Annotated in this window: 17 protein-coding genes and 2 pseudogenes; 12 read left to right on the top strand and 7 right to left on the bottom strand. The window is 67.2% G+C overall.

Translation table 11 applies throughout. The features are described 5' to 3' along the window. Window positions 1-307: 307 nt before the first annotated feature. The 3 genes and pseudogenes from mscL to coaA all read right to left on the bottom strand — a co-directional run bounded on the left by mscL (window position 308) and on the right by coaA (window position 2,646). Window positions 308-712 carry a large conductance mechanosensitive channel protein MscL gene (mscL, locus tag ACX5I6_RS11190; protein ID WP_461840516.1) on the bottom strand — a complete coding sequence of 135 codons (405 nt, stop codon included), beginning with the start codon at window positions 710-712 and terminating at the stop codon, window positions 308-310. Between the two features lie 95 nt (window positions 713-807). Continuing rightward, window positions 808-1,665, bottom strand: coding sequence for a M15 family metallopeptidase (locus ACX5I6_RS11195; RefSeq protein WP_461840517.1), 858 nt, complete (start codon window positions 1,663-1,665; stop codon window positions 808-810). 5 nt (window positions 1,666-1,670) lie between these two features. After that, window positions 1,671-2,646 (bottom strand): annotated as a pseudogene (coaA, locus tag ACX5I6_RS11200) (type I pantothenate kinase). A gap of 125 nt (window positions 2,647-2,771) precedes the next feature. On the opposite strand from coaA, the gene glmS reads away from it, so the two are divergent. From glmS to ACX5I6_RS11240, 8 genes are all read left to right on the top strand, one after another. Then, on the top strand, window positions 2,772-4,664 hold the full coding sequence (gene glmS, locus ACX5I6_RS11205; protein ID WP_285248666.1) for a glutamine--fructose-6-phosphate transaminase (isomerizing): 1,893 nt from the start codon (window positions 2,772-2,774) through the stop codon (window positions 4,662-4,664). A gap of 156 nt (window positions 4,665-4,820) precedes the next feature. Continuing rightward, window positions 4,821-5,168, top strand: coding sequence for a holo-ACP synthase (locus tag ACX5I6_RS11210; protein WP_018760400.1), 348 nt, complete (start codon window positions 4,821-4,823; stop codon window positions 5,166-5,168). Between the two features lie 15 nt (window positions 5,169-5,183). Beyond that, window positions 5,184-6,779 carry an NAD(P)H-hydrate dehydratase gene (locus tag ACX5I6_RS11215; RefSeq protein WP_461840518.1) on the top strand — a complete coding sequence of 532 codons (1,596 nt, stop codon included), beginning with the start codon at window positions 5,184-5,186 and terminating at the stop codon, window positions 6,777-6,779. A gap of 69 nt (window positions 6,780-6,848) precedes the next feature. Beyond that, on the top strand, window positions 6,849-9,164 hold the full coding sequence (gene glgX / locus ACX5I6_RS11220; RefSeq protein ID WP_461840519.1) for a glycogen debranching protein GlgX: 2,316 nt from the start codon (window positions 6,849-6,851) through the stop codon (window positions 9,162-9,164). Then, a complete protein-coding gene (treY, locus tag ACX5I6_RS11225; RefSeq protein WP_461840520.1) occupies window positions 9,161-11,488 on the top strand; it encodes a malto-oligosyltrehalose synthase in 2,328 nt (775 codons plus the stop codon). The genes glgX and treY overlap by 4 nt, the downstream gene beginning before the upstream one ends. Further along, on the top strand, window positions 11,485-13,251 hold the full coding sequence (gene treZ / locus ACX5I6_RS11230; RefSeq protein WP_461840521.1) for a malto-oligosyltrehalose trehalohydrolase: 1,767 nt from the start codon (window positions 11,485-11,487) through the stop codon (window positions 13,249-13,251). The genes treY and treZ overlap by 4 nt, the downstream gene beginning before the upstream one ends. 96 nt (window positions 13,252-13,347) lie before the next feature. Then, a complete protein-coding gene (gene mgrA, locus ACX5I6_RS11235) occupies window positions 13,348-14,388 on the top strand; it encodes an L-glyceraldehyde 3-phosphate reductase (RefSeq protein WP_461840522.1) in 1,041 nt (346 codons plus the stop codon). Window positions 14,389-14,571: 183 nt separating this feature from the next. Then, window positions 14,572-15,657: an inositol-3-phosphate synthase gene (locus ACX5I6_RS11240; RefSeq protein WP_461840523.1), complete on the top strand. Its 1,086-nt coding sequence runs from the start codon at window positions 14,572-14,574 to the stop codon at window positions 15,655-15,657. Between the two features lie 152 nt (window positions 15,658-15,809). Here ACX5I6_RS11240 and ACX5I6_RS11245 read toward each other — a convergent pair whose 3' ends face one another. From ACX5I6_RS11245 to ACX5I6_RS11260, 4 genes and pseudogenes are all read right to left on the bottom strand, one after another. Then, a complete protein-coding gene (locus ACX5I6_RS11245) occupies window positions 15,810-16,133 on the bottom strand; it encodes a hypothetical protein (protein ID WP_461840524.1) in 324 nt (107 codons plus the stop codon). A gap of 814 nt (window positions 16,134-16,947) precedes the next feature. Continuing rightward, on the bottom strand, window positions 16,948-18,624 hold the full coding sequence (locus ACX5I6_RS11250) for a formate--tetrahydrofolate ligase (RefSeq protein WP_461840525.1): 1,677 nt from the start codon (window positions 18,622-18,624) through the stop codon (window positions 16,948-16,950). A gap of 120 nt (window positions 18,625-18,744) precedes the next feature. Continuing rightward, window positions 18,745-20,010 carry a D-inositol-3-phosphate glycosyltransferase gene (gene mshA / locus ACX5I6_RS11255; RefSeq protein WP_461840526.1) on the bottom strand — a complete coding sequence of 422 codons (1,266 nt, stop codon included), beginning with the start codon at window positions 20,008-20,010 and terminating at the stop codon, window positions 18,745-18,747. Window positions 20,011-20,074: 64 nt separating this feature from the next. Continuing rightward, window positions 20,075-21,528, bottom strand: a pseudogene (locus tag ACX5I6_RS11260) (family 4 glycosyl hydrolase). Between the two features lie 91 nt (window positions 21,529-21,619). Between ACX5I6_RS11260 and ACX5I6_RS11265 the strand changes: the two are divergent. Genes ACX5I6_RS11265 through tsaB form a run of 4 tightly spaced genes read left to right on the top strand, consistent with a single transcriptional unit; the run spans window position 21,620 to window position 25,280 of the window. Next, the gene (locus ACX5I6_RS11265; protein WP_285248676.1) at window positions 21,620-22,711 is read left to right on the top strand and encodes a carbohydrate kinase family protein; all 1,092 of its coding nucleotides are present in this window, start codon (window positions 21,620-21,622) and stop codon (window positions 22,709-22,711) included. 57 nt (window positions 22,712-22,768) lie between these two features. Then, complete coding sequence (gene alr / locus ACX5I6_RS11270) at window positions 22,769-24,007, top strand: alanine racemase (RefSeq protein ID WP_461840527.1); 1,239 nt, start codon at window positions 22,769-22,771, stop codon at window positions 24,005-24,007. Further along, on the top strand, window positions 24,004-24,615 hold the full coding sequence (tsaE, locus tag ACX5I6_RS11275; RefSeq protein WP_461840528.1) for a tRNA (adenosine(37)-N6)-threonylcarbamoyltransferase complex ATPase subunit type 1 TsaE: 612 nt from the start codon (window positions 24,004-24,006) through the stop codon (window positions 24,613-24,615). The genes alr and tsaE overlap by 4 nt, the downstream gene beginning before the upstream one ends. Continuing rightward, window positions 24,609-25,280 (top strand): tRNA (adenosine(37)-N6)-threonylcarbamoyltransferase complex dimerization subunit type 1 TsaB, encoded by a 672-nt coding sequence (tsaB, locus tag ACX5I6_RS11280; protein ID WP_461840529.1) that lies wholly within the window; start codon window positions 24,609-24,611, stop codon window positions 25,278-25,280. Before tsaE ends, tsaB begins: the two co-directional genes overlap by 7 nt. Window position 25,281 lies beyond the last annotated feature (1 nt).

The following is a 25,281-nucleotide window of genomic DNA, read 5'->3' on the forward strand; positions in this document are numbered from 1 at the left end:
GCGGTCACTATTCCGCGGCTTCGTCGGTTGAGCTGCCGTGCAATGAGCCTAATAGGCCTCAGGGAAATTATTAGCGCGAGACTTGCTTACGGACGAAACGTAGTTTGACGCGGGAGCACTCTTAGGCTTTATATGCGAAACTTTCGTGTGGATCAGCCGACAGAGATTGGGTCGCCGAGCACCTGGCACAGGTGGTCCGGACGGAGCTCGCACTGGAACTCGTCGCCGACTGACTACCAAGACCAACCAATTGTGGCCCGCCTCCCGGAAGGGAAGCGGGCCACAAATGTTCAGGCTGCGTATGGCGTTACGGGTTCCGGCTCTGGAGGGAATCGCGGATCTCGGTCAGCAGCGCGATCTGCGGGTCTTCGGCGGCTTCTTCCTTCACGCCCTGGTTGATGCCCAGCCGGCGGTTGCGGCGCTCGATCATGTGGTTCATGGGCATGACCACCACAAAGTAGATGGCACCCGCAATCAGGAGGAAGTTCACGATCGCGGTCAGAAGCACGCCGAACTCCACGGCGTTTCCCCTGAAGTCCCACCGGGCAAAGCTGTCAAAGTTCGGGGATCCCACAAGCCCTGCGATGAACGGCATGAGCACCTTGTTCACCAGTGCGGTGACAACCGCGCCGAAGGCAGTACCCATGACAACAGCGACGGCAAGGTCAACGACGTTGCCTTTCATGATGAAATTCTTGAATCCTGTCAGCATGGGAACCACGCTAGCCCAGGCAGGCGGCCCGCCAGATGACGCCGAGGTAAATTCCCCCTGCGTGTCAGGCCCGGGACGACCCTGCTGCGCGCCCCTCACAGGTAGGCGGGCGCCGCCTCCAGGCCGAAGTATTCCTCCAGCGTGCCGATGCCGCGCTTCGCCATGTCCGTGGCCGCCTCAACCCCCACGAACCGAAGGTGCCAGGGCTCGTAGTAGTAGCCCGTGATCGGGTGCAGCATCCACGGATACCGAACGACGAAACCGAACCGGTAGGCGTTCGCTTTCGCCCAGGTGGCCGCCGGCTGGTCCGCGAAACATGGCTGGAAGCTGCAGGCCCCGCCGCCGTCCCCGATGTCGAAGGCCCATCCCGTCTGGTGCTCCGAGTGGCCGGGCCGCGCACTGGCGGTGTCGGCGTCGGCCTGTCCCCGCGCGGCGACGTACCCGTTGTAGGTGGTCACCTGGGTGCTGTACGAGCGGTAGCCACTGGCCAGGACCATCGCCACGCCATCCCGCGCCGCAGCCGCGAACATCGCCTCGGCCGCTGCCGCTGTCGTGCTGTTCAGCAGGGCCGCTTCACCCGAGGCGGAAATGGCGACGGCGGGACGCACCAAATCAGCCGGCGCATAGTCCGCGGGCGCCAGCGGCCGGTGCTTGTTGACGATGACCCACTGGCTTGCGGGGTCGTCGAGCGAGAAGTGCCGCGCCAGCGTGGCGGAGGGCGACGGTGTGGGGGACTGTGCTTCCGGCGACTGGCCCACCGTGGCGGCTTCCGCCGTCGGGCCCGCTGATGCCGTGGCGGCGGCAGGGGAGGGGGACGGGGATGGAGCAGCGGACGACGCCGGCTCAGCCGGAGGTGCCGCCGGTGTGCAGGCTGCCAGGACCGTCAGCCCGGCCCCCGCCGCGAGGAAGCGGGCAAAGCTGCGGCGCGTGGCCGATCCGCATTCGTAGCACACGTGTGCTAGACCTTCCGGAGGAGCATGCGGCGGATGGAATGGTCTGCCTCTTTGGTCAGCACCAGTTGCGCCCGGCCCCTGGTGGGCAGGACGTTTTCCTCCAGGTTGGGCTCATTGATCCGCTTCCAGATGTCCCGCGCGGTGCTCTCGGCTTCCTCATCGGAGAGGGTGGCGTAACGGTGGAAGTAGGACTCCGGCTGCGCGAACGCGGTGCTCCGAAGCTTCCGGAACCGGTCCACGTACCACTCCTCGATGTAGGAGGTCTTGGCGTCGACATAGATGGAGAAGTCGAAGAAGTCACTCAGCGCCAGCCCCTGGCGTCCGTCATGCCGGGGCCGGGCCGGGGCCAGCACGTTCAGGCCCTCCACGATCAGCACGTCCGGCCGGCGCACCACCACTTCTTTTTCCGGCACGATGTCGTAGGTGACGTGCGAGTACCAGGGGGCCCGCACTTCCTCGGCCCCGCCCTTGATTTCGCTAACGAAGCGCAGCAGCGCCCGGCGGTCGTAGGACTCGGGAAATCCCTTCCGGTCCAGCAGTTGCCGGCGCTTGAGCTCAGCCAGGGGGTACAGGAAACCGTCGGTGGTGATCAGTTCGACATTGGGGGTACCGGGCCAGCGGCGCAGCATCTCGCGCAACACGCGGGCGATGGTGGACTTGCCCACCGCCACGGAGCCGGCCACGCCAATCACGAACGGCGTGCGTTGGGTTTGCTCACCCAGGAAGGTGGTGGTGGCTGCGTGCAGCTGCCCGGCTGCCTCCACATACAGGTGCAGGAGCCGCGAGAGGGGGAGGTAGACGTCGCGGACTTCGTTCATGTCCAAGGGGTCGCCGAGCCCACGAAGGCGCAGCACATCCTCTTCATTAAGGGGCTGTTCCATCTGGGCTGCGAGCCGGGACCAGGTATGCCGGTCCAGCTTCCACGAACGGAGAGGCACCCTCCCCGTTCGCTTCATTGCGTTGCGAAGTCACGCTAAAGATTCTGCCCCCGCCCGGCGCATCGCGAAATGACGCCCCTGCTCAGCGCGGCGAGCTGCGTCACGTGGGCCGCGCGGCGGCGCTTACCGGTTTAGAGCAACCGGCACGCTGCCGATAGTCTTGTGCCTATGTGTGGAATCGTGGGTTACGTAGGCCGTTCGACCGACGGTGCGATTAATGGTCACAGCGCGTTGGACGTTGTCCTTGAGGGGCTCCGCCGCCTGGAGTACCGCGGTTATGACTCTGCCGGCGTGGCAGTGGTGTCCGAGGGCGCCATCGAGTCGCGGAAGAAGTCCGGAAAGCTGAGCAACCTGATCGCTGAGCTTGAGGCGCGCCCACTGCCCGAGACGGTGACCGGGATCGGGCACACCCGCTGGGCGACGCACGGCGGTCCCACGGACCGCAACGCGCACCCGCACCTGGCGGATGGCGGCAAGCTGGCCGTGATCCACAACGGCATCATCGAGAACTTCGCTGAGCTCAAGCTCGAGCTGCTGGAAAAGGGAGTCACCTTCCTCTCCGAAACGGACACCGAGGTGGCCGCTGCACTCCTGGCCGACATTCTCCGGAACAAGCTGGGCGGGGACACCGCGAACGGCGGACTGACCCACGCCATGGAGCTGGCCTGCCAGCGCCTCGAAGGCGCCTTCACCTTGCTGGCCGTGCACGCGGACCAGCCCGACGTCGTCGTGGCCGCCCGCCGCAACTCACCGCTGGTGGTGGGCCTGGGCGACGGCGAGAACTTCCTGGGCTCGGACGTGTCCGGGTTCATCGACTACACCCGCCGGGCCGTGGAGCTGGGCCAGGACCAGATCGTCACCATCACCGCGGACTCGGTGGACATCACCGACTTCTACGGCAACCCGGCCCAGGGCAAGGAGTACCACGTTGACTGGGACCCTGCCTCGGCGGAAAAAGGCGGCTTCTCCTCCTTCATGGAGAAAGAGATCAACGACCAGCCCGACGCCGTGGCCCAGACCCTGCTGGGACGCTCGGATATCAAAGGCAAGCTGACCCTGGACGAACTCCGGATCGACCCGGAGCTGCTCAAGCAGGTCAACAAGATCATTGTGCTGGCCTGCGGCACCGCCGCCTATGCGGGCATGGTGGCCAAGTACGCCATCGAGAACTGGTGCCGGATTCCCACCGAGGTGGAACTGGCGCACGAGTTCCGCTACCGCGATCCCATCCTGGACGAGAACACCCTGGTGGTGTCCATCAGCCAGTCCGGCGAGACCATGGACACCCTGATGGCGGTCCGTTACGCCCGCGAACAGGGCGCCAAGACCATCTCCATCTGCAACACCAACGGCTCCACCATCCCGCGTGAATCCGACGCCGTCCTGTACACGCACGCCGGGCCGGAAATCGCCGTCGCCTCCACCAAGGCCTTCCTTGCGCAGATCACTGCCGCCTACCTGCTGGGCCTGTACCTCGCACAGCTGCGCGGCAACATCTTCTCCGGCCAAATCAAGGACGTCCTGGCGGACCTGAACAAGATCCCCGCCAAGATCCAGAAGATCCTGGACAACGCCGGGCCGCTGCGCGAACTGGCCCGCAGCATGGCCAGCGAGAAGTCCGTGCTGTTCCTGGGCCGCCACGTGGGTTACCCGGTGGCCCTGGAAGGTGCGCTGAAGCTCAAGGAGATCGCCTACATCCACGCCGAGGGCTTCGCTGCCGGTGAGCTCAAGCACGGCCCCATCGCCCTGATCGACGAAGGCCAGCCGGTGTTCGTCGTGGTTCCGTCCCCGCGCGGGCGCGACTCGCTGCACGCCAAGGTGGTCTCCAACATCCAGGAAGTCCGTGCCCGCGGCGCCCGCACCCTGGTCATCGCCGAGGAAGGCGACGAAGCCGTCAAGGCCTACGCCGAGTACGTCTTCTACGTACCGGAGACCCCCACCTTGCTCATGCCGCTGCTGACCACGGTTCCGCTGCAGATCTTCGCGGCGGAGCTGGCGGCAGCCAAGGGGTACGACGTGGACCAGCCCCGCAACCTGGCCAAGAGCGTCACCGTCGAGTAGCGGTGACTCCCTAACCGCTGGAAGCCCCGGGCCCACAAGCCAGGGGCTTCCTGCGTTAAGCCACGCAATTGCGCTATCGGCGGACAACGGAAAGAACCCGCGCCAACGGCGCCCCACCCGGGCGTGCGGGGAGGGGTCCCACCGTAGAATGAGCGCATGATCGTTGGCATTGGGGTAGACGTAGTAGACATCGAGCGGTTCGGCCGCCAGCTGGAGCGCACACCCGGGCTAAGGGACCGCTTGTTCGTCCCCGCGGAGCGGGAACTGAACACCCGGTCCCTGGCGGCCCGGTTCGCGGCCAAGGAAGCCGTGGCCAAGGTCCTCGGCGCGCCCGCCGGAATGAACTGGCAGGACTGCTGGATCGGCCTTGACCAGAACGGGCCCACCGTCCAGGTCAAGGGCACCGTCCTGGCGGTCGCCGAGGCCAAAGGCGTCAAGCGCTGGCACCTGTCCATCAGCCACGACGGCGGCATCGCCACCGCGACGGTACTGGCCGAAGGCTGACCCGGCGGCCGCCGCATGATCACCGCCTACACCGGAACCCAGGTCCGCGCAGCCGAAGAACCCCTCCTGGCCGCCGGCCGCGGAGAGGAACTCATGCTCCGCGCCGCTCACGGCCTGGCCGCCGGCGTCGTCCATGAGCTTCGTTCACGCGGTGCCCGCCTGTACGGCGCCCGCGTGGTGGTGCTGGCGGGAAAGGGCAACAACGGTGGAGACGGGCTCTACGCTGCTGCCTTCCTCGCCGCCCGGGGAATGCGTACGACGGCGGTACTCACCGGGGATGCCGCCCATTCGGGCGGGCTCGACGCATTCGAGCGCGCCGGCGGCCGAGTGAACCGCCTCACCGAAGAGGCACTTCCGGAGCTGGCGGCGGCAGCCGCGCGCGCCGACGTCGTCATAGATGCCGTGCTGGGAACCGGCGCCAAGGGCGGCCTGCGGGGACTCGCCGCAGCCTTCGTCCAGGCCCTTACGGGTGCGCAGACAGCCGGCGGCGCCCACGGCCTGGTGGTGGCCTGCGACCTCCCCAGCGGCGTCGACGCGGACAGCGGAGAGGCGGCCGGCGAGGTTCTCGCGGCCGACCTGACGGTGACGTTCGGGGGAGCGAAGTCCGGGCTGCTGGCCGATCCCGGGGCCGACTATGCCGGCCGCGTCCTGGTGGTACCGATCGGGATTGAAGGGCACTTTCCGCAGCCGTCCTTGCGCAGGCTTGAAGCTGCCGAGATGGCCGGCCTGCTGCCGCACCCCGCCCGACGCGCCCAAAAGTACTCCCGGGGTGTGCTGGGAGTGGTGGCCGGCTCTGAGGACTATCCCGGTGCCGCCGTCCTCGCCTGCCGTGGCGCGCTGGCCGCCGGCGCGGGCATGGTCCGGTACCTTGGCCCGGCGTCAGTGGCGCACCTGGTCCGCCAATCCTGCCCCGAGGTCGTGTGCAGCACGGGGAGCGTCGCGGAAAACCGTGTGCAGGCCTGGCTCGTGGGCTCCGGCATGGGCCCGCAGGACCACGACCAACTGGCCCGCGCCCGCGATGCCGTCACCTCCGGCCTTCCAGTTGTGGCTGACGCAGGTGCTTTGCCGGCCCTTCCGGACACGCTGGCGCCGCATGTGGTGCTGACCCCGCATTCCGGGGAGCTCGCCGCACTGTTCCAGCGGCTCGGTGGCGGCGAAGACCGGGAGGCCGTTGAAGCGGGCACCCTCGACGCCGTCCGCCGCGCTGCGGACCGTACCGGTGCCACGGTCCTGCTCAAGGGCGCCACCACGCTGGTGGCCGCACCATCCGGAACGACCTTCAGCCAGGCTGACGGCACCCCCTGGCTGGCCACCGCCGGGAGCGGGGACGTCCTGGCCGGTGTCATCGGTGCGCTGCTCGCCCAGGCGGCGTCCGCCGTCGAACCTTTCCGCCAGCTGGGCCTGGACGACGACGACCGCTGGGCCGCCCTGGCCGCACTCGGCGCCGCGCTGCATGGGCGCGCCGGGACGGCGGCGTCGGAGTCCGCGGCGGGCGGACCCATCACGGCGGCCCGCATCGCGGAGGGTATACCTGAAATATGGGGTAAAGTCAGCATGCTTAGTAAATATGGAGCCCGGAAACGTAATAGTCACAGCCAACCACTACGGTAGGCATTAGTTCGCACCAGCAGCAGGGGCGTTCCGATGCCCTCTGCTGCTGACCACAAAATGAGGAGCACGATGGAAGTCTGGCCTGGAACTGCCTATCCGCTGGGAGCGACCTTTGATGGCACCGGCACCAATTTCGCCCTGTTCAGCGAGCGGGCCGAGCGGGTCGAACTCTGCCTCCTGGCCGATGACCTGACCGAGACCCGGATCGAACTGACCGAGGTGGACGGCTACGTTTGGCACTGCTACCTGCCGCACATCCAGCCCGGCCAGAAGTACGGCTACCGCGTCCACGGTCCATACGATCCCGCCAGCGGCAACCGCTTCAACCCGAACAAGCTGCTGATGGATCCCTACGCCAAGGCCATCCAGGGCCAGATCGACTGGGACCCGGCCCTGTTCTCCTACGAGTTCGGCGACCCGGACTCCCGCAACGACGCCGACTCCGCCCCGCACACCATGCACGGCGTGGTCATCAACCCGTTCTTCGAGTGGGACGGCGACCGCCAGCTGCGGATTCCGTACCACCAGTCCGTCATCTACGAAGCCCACGTCAAGGGCCTCACCGAACTCCACCCGGAGATTCCCGAAGAGCAGCGCGGCACCTACGCCGGCGTGGCGCACCCGGCCGTGATCGAGCACCTGAAGAAGCTTGGCGTCACCGCCATCGAGCTCATGCCCGTCCACCAGTTCGTCAATGACGGAACCCTGGTGGAGAAGGGCCTCAACAACTACTGGGGCTACAACACCATCGGGTTCTTCGCCCCGCAGAACACCTACAGCGCCACCGGCGACGTCGGGCACCAGGTCCAGGAGTTCAAGGCGATGGTCCGCGACCTGCACCGGGCCGGCATCGAAGTGATCCTCGACGTCGTCTACAACCACACCGCCGAAGGCAACCACCTGGGCCCCACGCTGTCCTTCAAGGGCATCGACAACCAGGCCTACTACCGCCTGGTGGACAACGACCTCAAGCACTACATGGACTACACCGGCACGGGCAACTCGCTGAACGTCCGCCACCCGCACTCCCTCCAGCTGCTGATGGACTCCCTTCGCTACTGGGTCACCGAGATGCACGTGGACGGTTTCCGCTTTGACCTCGCCTCCACCCTGGCCCGCGAGTTCTACGACGTGGACAAGCTCTCAACGTTCTTCGAACTCATCCAGCAGGATCCGATCGTTTCCCAGGTCAAGCTCATCGCCGAGCCGTGGGACGTCGGCCCCGGCGGCTACCAGGTGGGCAACTTCCCGCCGCAATGGACGGAGTGGAACGGCAAGTACCGCGACACGGTCCGTGACTTCTGGCGCGGCGAACCCGCCACCCTGGGCGAATTCGCGTCCCGCCTGACCGGTTCCGCGGACCTCTACGAAAGCTCCGCGCGCCGCCCGGTGGCCTCGATCAACTTCGTCACCGCCCACGACGGCTTCACCATGCGCGACCTCGTCTCTTACAACGAGAAGCACAACGAGGCCAACGGCGAAGGCAACAATGACGGCGAATCGCACAACCGGTCCTGGAACTGCGGCGTTGAAGGCGACACGGACGACGACAAGGTCCTGACCCTGCGGGCCCGCCAGCAGCGAAACTTCATCGCCACCCTGATGCTCTCCCAGGGCGTGCCGATGCTGCTGCACGGCGACGAACTGGGCCGCACGCAGCAGGGCAACAACAACACCTACTGCCAGGACTCCGAGCTCAGCTGGATCCACTGGGAAGCCATGGACCAGCCGCTGGTGGAGTTCACCGCGTTCGTCAACAAGCTCCGGCACGACCACCCCACCTTCCGCCGCAGCCGCTTCTTCGACGGCCGCCCGGTAGTCCGTGGTGAGGGCGAAAAGCTCCCGGACATCGTCTGGCTGAAGACCGACGGCACCGAGATGCGGCCCGAGGACTGGGGAAGCGGCTTCGGCCGGACCATCGGCGTGTTCTACAACGGCGACGGCATCCAGGAGCAGGATTCACGCGGCCGCCGCATCACCGACGACAGCTTCATCATGGCGTTCAACGCCCACGACGACGTCGTGGACTTCTGCCTGCCCTCGGACGAATACTCCCAGTACTGGGAAGTCCTGATCGATACGGCAGCGCAGGCCGAAGCCTACGAACCGCTCAGAGCCGGCGCAACCCTGGAACTGGATGCCAAGTCGATGGTGGTACTGCGCGCCTACTCCGGCCCCGAGGCTGAAGTTGACACCTCGGCAGCCGCGTCGCTGGCCTCCATGGCCGAACACGAAGAGGCCCAGGGGGAGATGGTGGAGGCCCAGACCAAGGCAGCGGAGGCGAGCGAGGCCCGGGCAACCGAAGCCACCGAAGCCGCTGACGCAGCCGGCGCAGCCGACGAAAAGGCAACCGAAACGGGTGCCACAAAGGCAACCGGCAAATGAGGACGCCGACTTCTACCTACCGGCTACAAATCCGGAGCAGCTTCACCCTCTTCGACGCCGCAGCGAAAGTCCCGTACCTGAAGGACCTCGGCGTTGACTGGGTATACCTGTCTCCCATCCTCACGGCGGAGCAGGGCTCGGACCACGGCTACGACGTAACCGACCCCTCTGCCGTCGACCCCGACCGGGGCGGCCCCGAAGGCCTCCTGGCGCTCTCCAAAGCGGCCCGCGAGCACGGCATGGGCGTCCTGGTGGACATCGTGCCGAACCACGTGGGCGTGGCTTCCCCGCCACAGAACCCGTGGTGGTGGTCACTGCTGAAGGAAGGCCGCGAGTCCCCGTACGCCGAAGCCTTCGACGTCGACTGGGAACTGGGCGGCGGAAAAGTCCGGCTTCCCATGCTCGGATCGGACGCAGACCTGGACAAGCTTGAGGTCAAAGACGGCGAACTCCGCTACTACGACCACCGTTTTCCGCTGGCCGAGGGCACGTACACCGAAGGGGATTCGCCGCAGGACGTCCACGCGCGCCAGCACTACCAACTGATGGACTGGCGGCGTGCCGATGCCGAGCTGAACTACCGGCGCTTCTTCGCGGTGACCACCCTCGCCGGGATCCGGGTCGAGGTACCTTCGGTCTTCGAACAGGCGCATGCCGAGGTGGGCCGCTGGTTCACCGAGGGCCTGGTGGACGGCCTCCGCGTGGACCACCCGGACGGCCTCGCGGATCCCGCCGGCTACCTCCGGTGGCTCAAGGACCTCAGCGGCGGAGCGTACGTCCTGGTGGAAAAGATCCTGGAACCGGGTGAAGTCCTGCCCCAGGAGTTCGCCTGCGAGGGCACCACCGGTTACGACGCGCTGGCCGACGTGGACCGGGTCTTCGTGGACCCTGCAGGCCAACAGGCCCTCGACGCCCTGGATTCCAGCCTGCGTGGAACCGCGGAACCGGCGGACTATGCCGCCATGATCCGCGGTACCAAGCGCATGATTGCCGATGGCATCCTGCGTTCGGAGGTGCTGCGGCTGGCCCGGTTGGTTCCCGAATCGCATGGGCTCAGCGTGGACCAGGCGGCCGACGCCATCGCCGAGATCATCGCGTCCTTCCCGGTGTACAGGTCCTACCTGCCGGTAGGCGCCGACATCCTGAAGGAAGCCTGCGAGTCCGCCGCTGCGCACCGGCCGGACCTGGACGTCGCGGTGGGCACCCTCCTCCCGCTGCTCCTGGACCCTGCCAACCCCATCGCCATCCGGTTCCAGCAGACCTCCGGCATGGTCATGGCCAAGGGCGTGGAGGATACCGCGTTCTACCGCTACACCCGGCTGGGCACCCTGACCGAGGTGGGCGCCGAACCCACCGAATTCGCCGTGGCCCCGGAGGAGTTCCACCGGCGGATGCAGCGGCGCCAGCAGGACCTGCCGCTGTCCATGACCACCCTGTCCACCCACGACACCAAACGCAGCGAGGACGCCCGGGCCCGGATCTCGGTCATCGCCGAACTCCCTGAGGAGTGGGCAGAAACGCTGGAGACGCTGCGCGGCCTGGCACCGATCCCGGACGGCCCCTACGAGAACCTGCTGTGGCAGGCAATCGTAGGTGCTTGGCCTGCAAGCCGTGAGCGGCTGCAGGGGTATGCGGAAAAGGCGGCCCGGGAGGCGGGCAACTCCACCGCGTGGACCGATCCCGACGAGGACTTCGAGTCCAAGGTGAAGGCCGCCGTGGATGCGGTGTTCGACGACGCGAAGGTTGCCAAGGTGGTCGCCGACTTCGTGGCCCGCATCGACGCCTTCTCCGCAGCCAATTCGGTGTCGGCCAAGCTGGTCCAGCTGACCATGCCGGGTGTGCCGGACGTGTACCAGGGCAGCGAGTTCTGGGAACGGTCGCTCACGGACCCGGACAACCGCCGGCCGGTGGACTTTGCCGTCCGGCAGGCGGAGCTGGCAAAGCTCGACGCCGGGCAGTTGCCGGCCGCGGGCACGGAAGCCAGCAAGCTCCTGGTCACCTCCCGTGCGTTGCGCCTGCGGCGGGACCAGCCCGAGTTGTTCCAGGGCTACAGCCCCGTGGCCGCCACCGGGGCCGCAGCAGAGCACCTGCTCGCGTTCTCCCGCGGAACCGGCGCCTCCACCGGGGCGCTGGCACTTGCCACCCGGCTCCCCGCCGGACTGGAAGCGGGCGGCGGCTGGCGGGACACCGCCGTCGACCTTTCCACTGCCATGCGCGACGAACTGACGGGCGCCGGCTATGGACCGGGCCAGGTTGCCGTGGCCGAGCTGCTGGGCACCTACCCGGTGGCCCTGCTGGTCCCCCTGGATGGAGGGAACGAATGACGCTCGTCAACGCAGGCCCCGGACGGTTCGATGTGTGGGCGCCGGATGCTTCATCGGTGGTCCTGCAGGCCGATGGCCGTGAATACCCCATGCAGAAAATGGAAACGGCTCCCGGCTCCGAGGGATGGTGGACCGCGCCTGAGGCCCCGGCCGGCGGCGAGGTGGACTACGGCTACCTGCTGGACGGCGACTCCACTCCCGTCCCGGATCCAAGGTCGCGCCGCCTGCCCGCCGGTGTGCACAAACTGTCCCGCACCTACGATCCTGCCGCCTACAAGTGGCTGGACACGGACTGGCGCGGCAAGGACCTGCAGGGTTCCGTGATCTACGAACTCCACGTGGGCACCTTCACCCCCGAAGGAACCCTGGACGCCGCCGTGGACAAGCTGGGCTACCTGGCGGACCTGGGCATCGACTTCGTGGAGCTCCTGCCGGTCAACGGGTTCAACGGAACGCACAACTGGGGCTACGACGGCGTCCAGTGGTACACCGTGCACGAGGGCTACGGCGGGCCGGCCGCGTACCAGCGGTTCGTCGATGCCGCCCATGCCGCCGGGCTCGGTGTCATCCAGGACGTGGTGTACAACCACCTGGGGCCCAGCGGCAACTACCTGCCCAAGTTTGGCCCATACCTGAAACAGGGGGATGCCAACACCTGGGGCGACTCGGTGAACCTGGACGGGCCGGGTTCGGATGTGGTGCGCGAGTACATCCTGGACAACGCGGCCCTGTGGCTGCGCGACTACCACGTGGACGGCCTCCGCCTCGATGCCGTGCACGCGCTGCGGGATGAGCGCGCAGTGCACATCCTCGAGGAGTTGGGCGGTTTGGGCGACGCTGTCTCGGCGGAAACCGGGTTGCCGAAGACCCTGATTGCCGAATCGGACCTGAACAATCCGCGCCTGATCTACCCCCGGGACGCCAACGGGTACGGCCTCGCCGGCCAGTGGAGCGACGACTTCCACCACGCGGTGCACGTCAATGTCAGCGGCGAAACCACCGGCTACTACTCCGACTTCGAATCCCTGGCCGTGCTGGCCAAGGTGCTCAAAGACGGGTTCCTGCACGACGGCAGCTACTCCAGCTTCCGCGGCCGGCACCACGGGCGGCCCATCAACGGCGCGCTGGTGCACCCGGCGGCACTGGTGGTCTGCAACCAGAACCACGACCAGATCGGCAACCGGGCCACGGGGGACAGGCTCTCGCAGTCCCTGTCCTACGGGCAACTGGCCGTGGCTGCGGTGCTCACCCTGACCTCGCCCTTCACGCCCATGTTGTTCATGGGCGAGGAATACGGTGCCACCACGCCGTGGCAGTTCTTCACCTCCCATCCCGAACCGGAGCTTGGAAAAGCCACCGCGGAAGGGCGCATCAGGGAATTCGAGCGCATGGGGTGGGATCCCGCCGTCGTGCCCGATCCGCAGGACCCGGAAACCTTCCACCGTTCCAAGCTGGACTGGGGCGAGGCCACCACGGGCGAGCACGCCCGGTTGCTGGAGCAGTACCGGTCGCTGACGGCGCTGCGCCGCTCCCATCCGGACCTGGCAGGCCTTGGCTTTGACGGCACGCAGGTGGAGTTCGACGACGACGCCGGCTGGCTGCGGTTCCGCCGCGGTTCCGTTGAGGTGCTGGTGAATTTCACGGATGCGAAGGTACGCCTCGACGCTTCGGGGAACGTCCTGCTGGCCACGGATGAAGGAACCGGCCTGGACGGCGGCACCCTGGCCCTGGCTCCGTGGAGCGCGGCCATCCTCGCGTCCTAGGAAGGAGAAGTTACGCCGCGGGCATCCGCGGCGTAACTTTTCTGCTGAGCGCTAACACGCGATGTGCAGCGCGTCACAACTGGCAGGATGGAACCCATGACTTATTCAGCAGCGGACAACCGCTACGAATCCATGCCCTACCGCCGTGTCGGCCGCAGTGGACTCAAACTCCCTGCCATCTCCCTGGGCCTCTGGCACAACTTCGGCGACGACAAGCGCTTTGAAGAGCAGCGCGACATCCTGCGCCGGGCCTTCGACCTCGGCGTGAACCACTTCGACCTCGCCAACAACTACGGGCCCCCGGACGGCTCCGCCGAAACCAACTTCGGCCGCCACCTCAAGGACGACTTCAAGCCCTACCGCGACGAACTGGTGATCTCCACCAAGGCCGGCTACTACATGTGGCCCGGCCCGTACGGCGAGTGGGGATCCCGCAAGTACCTGATCTCCAGCCTCGACCAGTCGCTGCAACGCATGGGCCTTGATTACGTGGACATCTTCTACAGCCACCGGCCCGATCCCGAGACGCCGCTGGAAGAGACCATGGGCGCCCTGGACTACGCGGTCCGGTCCGGCAAGGCACTCTATGCCGGCATCTCCTCCTACACTCCTGAGCAGACGCTTGAGGCGGCCCGGATCCTGAAGGAGATGGGAACGCCGCTGCTCATCCACCAGCCCAGCTACTCCATGCTGAACCGCTGGACCGAGGACGGATCGCCCAACCTGTACGAGGCGCTGGACCAAGTGGGCGCCGGGTCCATCGCATTCTCGCCCCTCGCCCAGGGGATGCTCACCGACCGCTACCTCCATGGCATCCCGGAAGATTCCCGTGCCGCCAAGGCCCGGTTCCTTTCCGAGGACTCCATCACTGAAGAGAAGCTGGACCGGGTCCGCGGGCTGCGGCGCATTGCCGAGGGCCGCGGACAATCACTGGCCCAAATGGCCATCGCCTGGATCCTGCGGGACCAGCCGAAGGGTTCACCGGTCACCTCTGCCTTGGTGGGCGCCTCCAGCGTCAGCCAGCTCGAAGACACGCTCTCCGCCATCAACAACCTCGACTTTTCCGCCGACGAACTTAATGCCATCGACGAGTTCGCAGTGGAGTCCGACATCAACCTCTGGAAGCAGAAGTCGTAGCGTCCGTCCTCAACGGACAGCCCTGACGAAGCTCTTACGCAGCGGGACCCGGCGCAACAGCGCCGGGTCCCGCTGCGTTGGGTAGTATGAAAAGGCGCCGTGCGGCGCCGTGCCAGCCGGCCGCCGTCGGACTTCCTGCGGAGCCATACCCGGCCGGCTGACGTTTGTTCCCAAAGGAGTTTTGTGTCTTCACATCCGATCCGTGTTGCAATCGTTGGCGTGGGTAACTGCGCCGCTTCGCTGGTACAGGGCGTCCAGTACTACAAGGATGCCGATCCCGCAGAAACCATTCCGGGCCTGATGCACGTTGAGTTTGGCCAGTACCACGTGGGCGACGTTGAATTTGTTGCCGCGTTTGATGTTGACGGCAAGAAGGTCGGCGTTGACCTTTCCGACGCCATCCTGGCCAGCGAGAACAACACCATCAAAATCGCTGACGTCCCGCCCACGGGTGTGACGGTCCAGCGCGGCCACACCCTGGACGGGCTGGGCAAGTACTACCTCGAGACCATCGAGGAATCCACCGAAGAGCCCGTGGACGTGGTCCAGACGCTCAAGGACGCCAAGGTTGATGTCCTGGTCTGCTACCTGCCCGTGGGTTCACAGAAGGCGGCAGAGTTCTACGCGCAGGCGGCAATTGACGCCGGCGTCGCGTTCGTCAACGCGCTGCCGGTCTTCATCGCCGGAACCAAGGCGTGGGCCGACAAGTTCACCGCCGCAGGCGTGCCGATCGTGGGCGACGACATCAAGAGCCAGATCGGTGCGACCATCACGCACCGCGTCATGGCCAAGCTGTTCGAGGACCGCGGCGTGACCCTGGACCGGACGTACCAGCTGAACGTCGGCGGGAACATGGACTTCAAGAACATGCTCGAGCGCGATCGGCTCGAGTCGAAGAAGATCTCCAAGACCCAGGCCGTGACCTCGAACGTTGAGGCGGAACTGGCTGCCAAGGACGTGCACATCGGCCCGTCGGACTACGTGCAGTGGCTCGATGACCGCAAGTGGGCATTCGTGCGCCTGGAGGGCCGGAACTTTGGTGACGCCCCGGTGTCGCTGGAGTACAAGCTTGAGGTCTGGGACTCCCCGAACTCGGCCGGTGTGATCATCGACGCGATCCGTGCGGCGAAGATCGGCCTGGACCGTGGAATTGGCGGCCCGCTGCTGTCGGCGTCGAGCTACTTCATGAAGTCCCCGCCGGAGCAGTTCAACGACGACCTCGCCCGCGAAAAGGTCGAAGCCTTCATCCGCGGCGACCTCGAACGCTAGCACCCCTCGAACGCTCCCTCACCCGTACAGGTGGGGGAGCGTTCCTGCTTAATCACCCCCGCTCACCTTTGACGTGTTTTCCCGGGACGCCCGCTCACCTTTGACGTGTTTTCCGCGAATATCTGATGGTGCGGTGCTCCGTCCTGCGTGGTTCACTCGTTGGCGAAGCCCGAGGCAGTCATAGGATTGGTGGCGGAATTCCTTAGGGCACGCCTGACTCTCTTGAGCGCTCCGGCGAAACCGTCCTCCTGATCAGCCTTTTCGACGATGATGACGGTCCAACCGGCTCGTTCGAAGGCCTTGTTCCTGCGCCGATCGATCTGTTGCTGTGGCTCCAAAAGGTGATGGGCGCCGTCGTACTGAATAGCGACTCTGTGCAGACGAAAGCCGAGGTCGGCCGATGGCGAGCGGGGGTCCCCCGGACGAAGTTCAATCTGCAGCTCCGGTTCAGGAAGACCCGCGTCCAGCATGGACAACCGAAGGAATGTCTCCGGCGCAGAGTCCGCCCCTACCCGCATCAGGTCCAATGCTTGCCGGGCGCGGACAACGCCCTGAAGATTTGGATGTCGGCCTATCAAGGACCGTAACTCCTCGAGTGTTGAGTACGCGCCCTCCCTGCCTTCCAAGTCCGGCCGGGGTATCCGGATGAGCTGGTCTCCCGCAGCCACCAAATCGTTCAATGGGAGTTGCCGTGCCATGTCCAGCCACGTCCGGGCCCTGGTGCTGAGCCACATCCCTTCAACGCACTCAATCTCGCCCGGCTTCACGATGACCCGGTGGCCATGGATGCCCCTCCTGCGTGCGCCGGGAAAAACGCTGGGTTTACTGAGGTGAAGCTCGTTGGAATCTGATAGCCAAGGCGGCAGGACGAAACTCCGGAGTCGAGCGGCGGTGACATGGGAAATCCACGCGCCAGGCGTGGCCTCCGACAAACTGCGGGCGGCCTCCTCAAGACAGAAATCCCAACCGGCCGGACGGTAAAGCCCGCGGCTTACGTGCTCAACATCTGCGCGCCGTAAGCGGCTGTAGGGCAGCCCTGCGCCCCTGGAACTTTCGAGGGTGAACGGACTGGTGGCCAGATGGGAGGGCAGGGGCGGCTGGGATCGCATATTGCATTCTTATTCAAACAGCCGGGGCCCGTTGGAAGTTATCCACAGGCACTCACTCGGTTTTGGTCAAAAGTGAGCGGGGGTTCGTTGGAGAGGGGCAAGAGGTGAGCGGGGGTTGGTTGGAGAGGGGCAAGAGGTGAGCGGGGGTTCGTTGGAGAGGGGCAAGAAGTGAGCGGGGGTTTCAGGTGAGGCCCACCGGGTTGCCGTCGGCGTCAACATCCATGCGGAGCGCAGCCGGGACGGGTGGCAGGCCGGGCATGGTCATCACGGCACCCGTCAACGCAACGATGAAGCCCGCGCCCGTCTTGGGCAGCAAATCCCGGACGTGGATGGTGAAGCCCTTCGGGGCGCCCAGGCGGGAGGCGTCGTCCGTGAAGGAATACTGGGTTTTGGCCATGCACACGGGCAGCCCGCTCCAGCCGTTCCGTTCGATATCGGCCAACCGCTTCAGGGCCGGCACGGAGAAGTCCACCCCGTCTGCCCCGTAGATCTCCTGGGCGATGGTCCGGATTTTGTCCTCCACAGACAATTCCAACGGGTACAAGTGCCGGAATTTGCCGGGAGCCTCCACCGCCCGCGCCACCAGCGCGGCGAGTTCGTCACCGCCGTCGCCACCGCCTCCGCGGCCCCACACGTCCGCGACGGCGGCATGCACGCCCTCCGCGTGGCACCAGGCCAGCAGCCAGTCCAGTTCTTCCTGCGAATCGGAGGAGAACCTGTTGATGGCCACCACCGGAGTGACCCCGAACTTCTCCACGTTGTGCACGTGCCGGCGCAGGTTCGCCACGCCTGCCTCAAGCGCGGCCAGGTCCGGGCGCGTCAGTGCGTCCTTGGCCACGCCGCCCTGCATTTTGAGCGCCCGCACGGTGGCCACCACCACGACGGCGGACGGAGCCAGGCCGCCATACCGGGCCTTAATGTCCATGAACTTCTCTGCCCCCAGGTCGGCACCGAAACCGGCTTCTGTCACCACGAGGTCCGCCAGCCGCCGCGCCGTCTGGGTGGCGATGAGCGAATTGCAGCCATGCGCAATATTGGCGAAGGGCCCGCCGTGCACCAAAGCGGGAGTCCCCGCGATGGTCTGCACCAGGTTGGGTTTGACCGCCTCCTTCAGGAGCAGGGTCAAGGCACCCTCCACGCCCAGGTCCGCCACCGTCACCGGCGTCCGGTCGTAGGTGTAGCCGAACGTGATCCGGCCCAACCGCGTCCGCAAATCCGACAGGTCCGTTGCCAGGCAGAAGACGGCCATGATTTCGGACGCCACCGTGATGTCGAACCCGTCCTGCCGCGGCACCCCCTGTGTTGGACCGCCCAGCCCGATGACCACCTCGCGCAGCGACCGGTCGTTCATGTCCAGCACGCGCTTGAACGTCATCCGGCGCGGATCGATGTTCAAGGCATTGCCCTGGTAGATGTGGTTGTCCACCAACGCCATGAGCGCGTTGTTGGCCGAGGTGATGGCATGGAAGTCGCCGGTGAAGTGCAGGTTGATCTCGTCCATGGGCAGCACCTGCGAGTAACCCCCGCCGGTGGCTCCGCCCTTCATCCCGAGCACGGGTCCCAGGGACGGCTCCCGCAGCGCGATCATCACCTTGTGGCCGGCGCGGGCGAGCGAATCGGCCAGTCCCACAGTGGTGGTGGATTTGCCTTCCCCGGCCGGGGTGGGGGACATGGCGGACACGAGCACCACCTTGCCGTGCGGTGCCGGGGCATCAAGCCTGGCCGGATCGATTTTCGCCTTATACCGCCCGTAGAGTTCCAGGGCGTCGGCGTTGATCCCGGCCGCCGCAGCGATTTCCCCGATGGGCCGGATCCGGGCAGCCCGGGCTATCTCAAGGTCAGAAGGAAGACCAGACATCCTTGTCCTTTCCTGTACCGGCCGGCGCCGGACACCTGCCCCTAAGCTAACAGCACCCGGGCCGGCTCTGAGGGAACAGCCGTCAACGGGAGTGGCCTTCGAAGCTAGGGCGGAGGGTTGTCAGGAGGCCGGCACGGCCGGGGCGAGGCGGTGACCCGAGTAATGGTCGACGGCGGCGTGGTAGCTTTCGAGCGTAATGGCGGCCGTGCGCTGCCAGCCGGAGCTCTGGGCGCGGATGGCCGCCGCCCGGCCCAGGTCCTCGCGGGTGGCGGGATCGTCGTACAGCGCTTCGAGGGCATCCGCCCAGTCCGCCGCATGGTGCCCGTCCACCAGGAGCCCGGTCCGGCCGTGGAAGATTGCGCGGGACAGGCCGCCCACCCGGGTGGCCACCACGGGCGTCCCGCAGGCTTGGGCTTCAAGGGCCACGAGGCCGAAGGACTCGCTGAAGGAAGGCATCACCACCACGTCCGCCGCGCGGAACCAGGATGCAAGCTCAGGTGCCTTCACCGGCGGAAGCTGCGTGACGACGTCGTCCATTCCCGCCTCCGCCACCAGGCAGCGGAGGTTGAATTCCTTGTTGCCGCTCAAGGCGCCCAGGATGGTGACCCGAAGGTCGATGTCCGGGCGGCGTTTGCGCAGCAGCGCCGCGGCCTTGACCAGGACCTGGGGACCCTTGAGCCGCTGGATCCGGCCGGCAAACACCAAATGGAAGGTGCCGGGGCCCACGCCGTGCTCCGCCCTGGACCGCGCCCGGAACGCCGGGGTGAAGGTGCTCAGGTCCACGCCCGGCGGCGCGATGTCGATCCGGTCGTAGGTGGCACCGTAGTGTGACACGAGTTCGGCGGCCTCGGAACTGGTGTTTGCGATGAGCCTGGCCGCTCCCTCCACGATGCGGTGCTCGCCCAACTCGCGCCGGCGGGGTTCGGGCTGTTCGCCGGACTCCAGCAGCAAGTTCTTGACCTTGGCCATGGTGTGCATCGTGTGGACCAGCGGCACGTCCCAGAGCCGTGACAGCTCAAGCCCGGCGATCCCGGACACCCAGTAGTGCGAATGGATGACGTCATACCGGCCGTGCGGCTGGCGGCGGCGGATCTGCTCGATTTCAGCCACCATGGCGTGCAGCAAGCCCGGCAGCTCCTCCTTGGGGACCTTGGTGGGCGGTCCGGCCAGGACGTTGTGGACGCAGACGCCGGGATCCGGGTGTTCGACGGCGGGCTGGTCGGGAGAGGTGGCGCGGGTGAAGATTTCGACCTCAACACCGGCCTCCGCCAGCGCCGAAGCCAGCTCACGGATGTAGACGTTCATTCCGCCGGCATCGCCGGAACCGGGCTGTTCCATGGGGGAGGTGTGGAGGGAGAGCAAAGCGACCCTGCGGATCAGTGCCACGGGACCTCCTTCCGGCCGCCGGCGCGCGTGAGCGGAGCCGGTCGAGTGCACATTCGATAAAACATTACTCCTTCACCCAACGCCCACCGCCCGCCCAGATCTTCCCCAGCGCCGGAAACGCCTGCTCGTAACCGTCCAGCAGCCGGGCGGCCAGGTCTGTCGAAGCCACGAGCGGGTGCCGGGCGAAGGCCTGCACGGCGGCCTCGCGGCTGCCCTCGGCAGCGGCCGTGACGGTGAGCCGTTCGACGTCTTTGACCTGCCGGATCAGTTCGAGCTGCGGTCCGGCGGGCGCCTGCTGGGACAGGGGGAAAGCGCCGGCGGGGGTGACGGCGCAGGGAACTTCGACGACGGCGTCCGCCGGCAGGCCGGGGATGGCCGGTTGGGGAATACCCGGGTCTGCCGGGGCCGGCAGGGGAACGGGACGTTCCGCGGCCGCTTCGGCGGATTGGCCGGCGGCCGGGAGGACGTTGCGGGTGTTGAGGATCAGCTGCGTGTCCCCGCCGCCGGCGAGGGCGCGCATGGCCGCAAGGGCAACACGCTCATAGCCGCCGCCGGCCAGGTCCTCCTCGTTCCGGCGCTCGCCGGCACCACGGGCCTCGGCCAGGTATCCCTCTTCGCGGGACCGGCGGGCCTCTTCCCACAGCCGGTAGGCGTCCGGGCCGGCCGCGGCAAGCCGGGGATACAGCTCCTGCTGCTGGCTGTGGATGGCCTCGCCGCGGGTCTGCGCCATGGCGTCCATGGCCTGCCGGGCGGCGTCGCGCCGATAGTAGTAGTACAGGTATTCGTTGGGGAGCATGCCCAGGCTGGCAAGGAATGGCTGCGGGAAGAGCCTGCCTTCTTCGAACGACTGGAGGGCCGGCGCGTTGGCGAGCAGGTCCGGCAGCACGTCCCGGCCGCGGGCTTCAAGCCGGTACAGCCAGCCAAGATGGTTAAGCCCGTAGTACCCGACGCCGCCCAATCGTCCCTCCGGAGGGGGACACCGGCGGCCGAAGCAGCCCGCTGCACCAGGCCGGCCGCTGAATCGCAGATTCCGATGACCCGGTGCCCCAGCACGGGGAGCAGCGCCTCCGTGACCATCCCCGCGGGGTTGGTGAAATTGATCAGCCACGCGTCCGGACAATGTTCCCGCATCAGGCGGGCCAGCTCCAGCATGGGGGGAATGGTCCGCAGGGCGTACGAAATCCCGCCGGCTCCTGTTGTTTCCTGGCCGAGCAGGCCCAGGCCCAGCGGCACCTTTTCATCGATGATCCGGCCTGCGGTGCCGCCGGGCCGGATCGCGGCGAACACCATGGAAGCTCCGGCCAGGGCCCCGGCGGGATCGGTGGTGGCGTGCACGGCAGGCCCGGCACCCGAGCCGCCGGGCATGCTGGCCAGGACGGCGGTGACGGCTTTGAGCCGGGCAGGATCGACGTCGTAAAGCACCACCTCGGCGACCAGCCCGGAATAGCGGCCGGACGTCAGTGCCCGGTATATCAGGGGCACGCGGAATCCCCCGCCGCCCGCAATCATAAGCCGCATACCATGCAGTCTAGGACCCCTGCCGGACAGGTTGTCCACAGCGTTCCTTCGCCCCTACCGCCGCATGGCGCCACGGCGTATTGTGCCGAACATGGACGCGATTCCCGCACGCCCGTTCGATCCCTTGGCCGCCGTCCGTTCACCCGTCGAGCCGGGATTCGATCTGTTGCTGGCCGGGACCGTTTTCCAGGACATCATCTTCACCGGCCTGCCGCACGGACCGGAGCCCGGGACGGAAGTCTGGAGCGACGGCATGGGCAGCTGTCCGGGCGGGGTGGCAAACCAGGCCATCGCCGCCGCCAGGCTGGGCCTGCGGACCGGGCTGGCCGCAGCCTTCGGCGATGACGGGTACGGCGACTTCAACTGGAAGATCCTGTCCAGCCAGGAACACGTGGACCTCAGCCTTTCCCGCCGCGTCCCGGGCTGGCATTCCCCGGTGACGGTATCCCTGTGTGTGGACCAGGACCGCTCAATGGTCACCCACGGGCATTCGGCGCCGGTGACCAACTCCGAGCTGATCGGGGACCCGCCGCGGGCACTTGCCGGCATCGCGGAACTGGGTGTCGAAGTGGAACCGTGGGCGAAAGCGGCCCACGCGGCGGGAGTCCGGCTGTTCGGCGACGTTGGCTGGGATCCCAGCGGGGAGTGGGCGCCGGTGCGGCTCGAGAACCTGCAGCACTTTTACGCCTTCCTGCCCAACCAGCGCGAGGCCATGGCGCTTACCGGCAAGGACAACCCCTGGAGCGCCCTCTACGCCCTGGCGGACCGGGTTCCGGTGGCTGTGGTGACGCTTGGCGCCCAGGGCGCCATGGCGGTTGATTCCCAAACCGGGGAGGAAGAGTGGGTGCCGTCCCTTCCGGTCAAGGCGCATGACCCCACCGGTGCCGGCGACTGCTTCGATGCCGCATTCATCGTGGGTACCTTGGCCGGCTGGCCGCTGGGGGACCGGCTGCGGTTCGCCAACCTGTGCGCATCGTTGGCGGTGCAGGAGGTGGGCGGATCGCTGGCAGCCCCGGGCTGGGGCGACATCGCCGACTGGTGGAAACGCGCCAACGCCCGCCCCGAACGGCAGACGAGCCAGTGGCTTCGGCGCTTCGGCTTCCTCGCGGAGATCGTCCAGGACGTACCGCTCGCTGCCCAGCGCCGGGCGGCCGCCACCATCGCGCACCTCTCGGACGCCTGAGGCGGCCAGGCTGTCGCCGATTATTCGGCGCGAAGTGCCCGCACTAGAATCACTTAGGTGACTTACCCCGCAACAACCGGTGAATTCAGTGCTGCCTCCGGGCCGGACCCCCGCCACGAACGGTCCGCCGTGATTGACCTGGACGCCATCCGGCACAATGTCCGCCGGCTGGCCGACGCCGCGTCCCCCGCGAAAGTCATGGCCGTGGTCAAGGCCGATGCCTACGGGCACGGCGCCGTTCCCGTAGCCCGTGCGGCCCTGCAGTCGGGCGCGGCCTGGTTGGGGGTGGCCCACATTTCCGAGGCCCTTGCGCTCCGGGCTGCCGGCATCGACGCACCGCTGCTGGCCTGGCTGCACACCACCGACAGCAACTTTGGCGCCGCGGTTGCTGCCGGCGTCGACATTGGCTGCTCGGGGTGGGAACTGGAACGGATCGTGGCCGCGGCCCGTGAACAGGAGCGTCCGGCCCGCGTACACCTCAAGGTGGACACCGGCCTGGGGCGCAACGGTGCCACCCCCGAAGCCTGGGACCGCCTGGTGGGCGAAGCCGTGGAATACCAGGACCAGGGACTGCTGCGCGTGGTGGGAATCTTCTCCCACCTGGCCGTGGCCGATGAGCCGGACCGCCCCGAAACTGATGACCAGTTGATCGCGTTCCGGGAAGCCCTGGCCATTGCCGAGGACGCGGGCGTGGACCCGGAAGTCCGGCACCTGGCCAACACCCCCGCCACCTTGTCCCGGCCGGATACCCACTTCGACCTGGTGCGGGTTGGCCTGGGCATCTACGGGCTCTCGCCGTTCGAGGGCCAGACGTCCGCGGAACTTGGCCTGCGCCCTGCCATGACCCTGCGCACGCTGGTGTCCCAATGCAAAGGTGTTCCGGCCGGGCAGGGCGTTTCCTACGGCCTGCATTACCGGACCAGGGAGGCCAGCACCCTGGCCTTGATCCCGCTGGGGTATGCCGACGGTGTCCCGCGCGTTGCCACCGGCGGCCCCGTCCGCGTGGGCGGGAAGACCTACCCGGTGGTCGGTCGGATCGCCATGGACCAGATGGTCATCGACCTTGGGCCGGAGGCCCGGGATTCCAGCCTGCTTGGTGCCGAAGCGGTGCTGTTCGGGAACGGTGCCGACGGCGGTCCCACGGCTGACGACTGGGCACAGGCGGCTGGGACCATCAATTACGAGATCGTCACCCGCATCAGCCCCCGGGTTCCGCGCCGCTTCATCAACGAGGACCAGCCGGCCGGCAGCAGCCCAAGCCTGGCGGGCGTACCCGGCAAAGCGGGAGCGGCATGAGCGGCACAGGGCGGCCGGCCGCCAACTGGGAAGTGACGCTGACGGCCACGACGGCGGAGCAGACGCAGGCGCTCGGCCGGCGCGTGGCGGAGGTGCTCCAGGCCGGAGACCTGCTGGTCCTCTCCGGTGAGCTTGGCGCTGGAAAGACCACCTTTACCCAGGGCCTGGGGGAGGGGCTGGGGGTCCGTGCGGGCATCATCTCGCCCACCTTCGTCCTGGTCCGCATCCACCCAAACCTGCCGGACGGTCCGCGTCCCGGCGGCCCGGACCTGGTGCACGTGGATGCCTACCGGTTGGGATCCGCCGCGGAGATCGATGACATCGACCTCGAGAACACGATGGACTCGTCGGTGACCGTGGTGGAGTGGGGCCATGACCGGGTGGAGCACCTGAGCGAGAGCCGCCTCGAGATCGACCTGCACCGCGCCATCGGTCTTGGCGGCGCCGCGGAATCCGCCGGTGACGCCCGCACCGCGGGCGGCGCGTCCGGAGCCCTGGACTTTGACGACGACACCGACGAACCGCGAACCATCGTGGTGCGCGGATACGGGCCCCGCTGGGCGACGGCACCGGCGCTGGGCGGTTTTGAAGGGGGACTCCCATGCTGATCCTCGCCATTGACACCTCGGCGGTGGCCAGCGCCGCGCTGGTGTCCGACGACGCCCCTGAAAGCGTGCTCGCGAGCTTCGCAACGGCAGACACCCGCAGCCACGCCGAGGTACTCGCCCCCGGGATCGACGCCATGCTGTCCGAGGCCGGAGTCAACGGCGCGGACATCGATGCCTTGGTGGTGGGCGTCGGCCCCGGACCGTTCACGGGGCTGCGTTCGGGCATTGCCACGGCGCGCACGCTTGCGTTCGTCTGGGGCAAGCCCCTGCATGGGCTGATGAGCCTCGACGCCGTGGCCTTGGAAGTGGCCGAATCCACCGTTGCCGTTCCGGAATTCCTGGTGGTCACCGATGCCCGGCGCAAGGAGGTCTACTGGGCCCGCTACAGCTTGGCCGACGGCCAGTTGCCCCTGCTCCAGGACGGTCCGCACGTCAGTGCCGCCGCGGAGCTGCCGGACCTGCCTGCATTTGGTGCCGGCGCCGGGCTGTACGGCGATGTCCTGGACGCCCACCCGGAATTCGCGGCCGAGCAGCCGGACGCGCTGTACCTTGGCCAGTTCGCCATCGCCAGGCTGGCTTCCGGCGAGGCCCTCTTGGACTCCACCCCCCTGTACCTGCGCGAATCCGACGCCCAGGTCCCCGGACCACGGAAGAGGGCACTGTGAA

Source organism: Arthrobacter sp. MMS24-T111 (genome assembly GCF_054888995.1).

Excerpts from the sequence above, each read along its gene's own strand:
- mscL (WP_461840516.1), bottom strand. The coding sequence starts at position 712 with ATGCTGACAGGATTCAAGAATTTCATCATGAAAGGCAACGTCGTTGAC.
- glmS (WP_285248666.1), top strand. The coding sequence starts at position 2,772 with ATGTGTGGAATCGTGGGTTACGTAGGCCGTTCGACCGACGGTGCGATT.
- ACX5I6_RS11210 (WP_018760400.1), top strand. The coding sequence starts at position 4,821 with ATGATCGTTGGCATTGGGGTAGACGTAGTAGACATCGAGCGGTTCGGC.
- ACX5I6_RS11215 (WP_461840518.1), top strand. The coding sequence starts at position 5,184 with ATGATCACCGCCTACACCGGAACCCAGGTCCGCGCAGCCGAAGAACCC.
- glgX (WP_461840519.1), top strand. The coding sequence starts at position 6,849 with ATGGAAGTCTGGCCTGGAACTGCCTATCCGCTGGGAGCGACCTTTGAT.
- treY (WP_461840520.1), top strand. The coding sequence starts at position 9,161 with ATGAGGACGCCGACTTCTACCTACCGGCTACAAATCCGGAGCAGCTTC.
- treZ (WP_461840521.1), top strand. The coding sequence starts at position 11,485 with ATGACGCTCGTCAACGCAGGCCCCGGACGGTTCGATGTGTGGGCGCCG.
- mgrA (WP_461840522.1), top strand. The coding sequence starts at position 13,348 with ATGACTTATTCAGCAGCGGACAACCGCTACGAATCCATGCCCTACCGC.
- ACX5I6_RS11250 (WP_461840525.1), bottom strand. The coding sequence starts at position 18,624 with ATGTCTGGTCTTCCTTCTGACCTTGAGATAGCCCGGGCTGCCCGGATC.
- ACX5I6_RS11265 (WP_285248676.1), top strand. The coding sequence starts at position 21,620 with ATGGACGCGATTCCCGCACGCCCGTTCGATCCCTTGGCCGCCGTCCGT.
- tsaE (WP_461840528.1), top strand. The coding sequence starts at position 24,004 with ATGAGCGGCACAGGGCGGCCGGCCGCCAACTGGGAAGTGACGCTGACG.
- tsaB (WP_461840529.1), top strand. The coding sequence starts at position 24,609 with ATGCTGATCCTCGCCATTGACACCTCGGCGGTGGCCAGCGCCGCGCTG.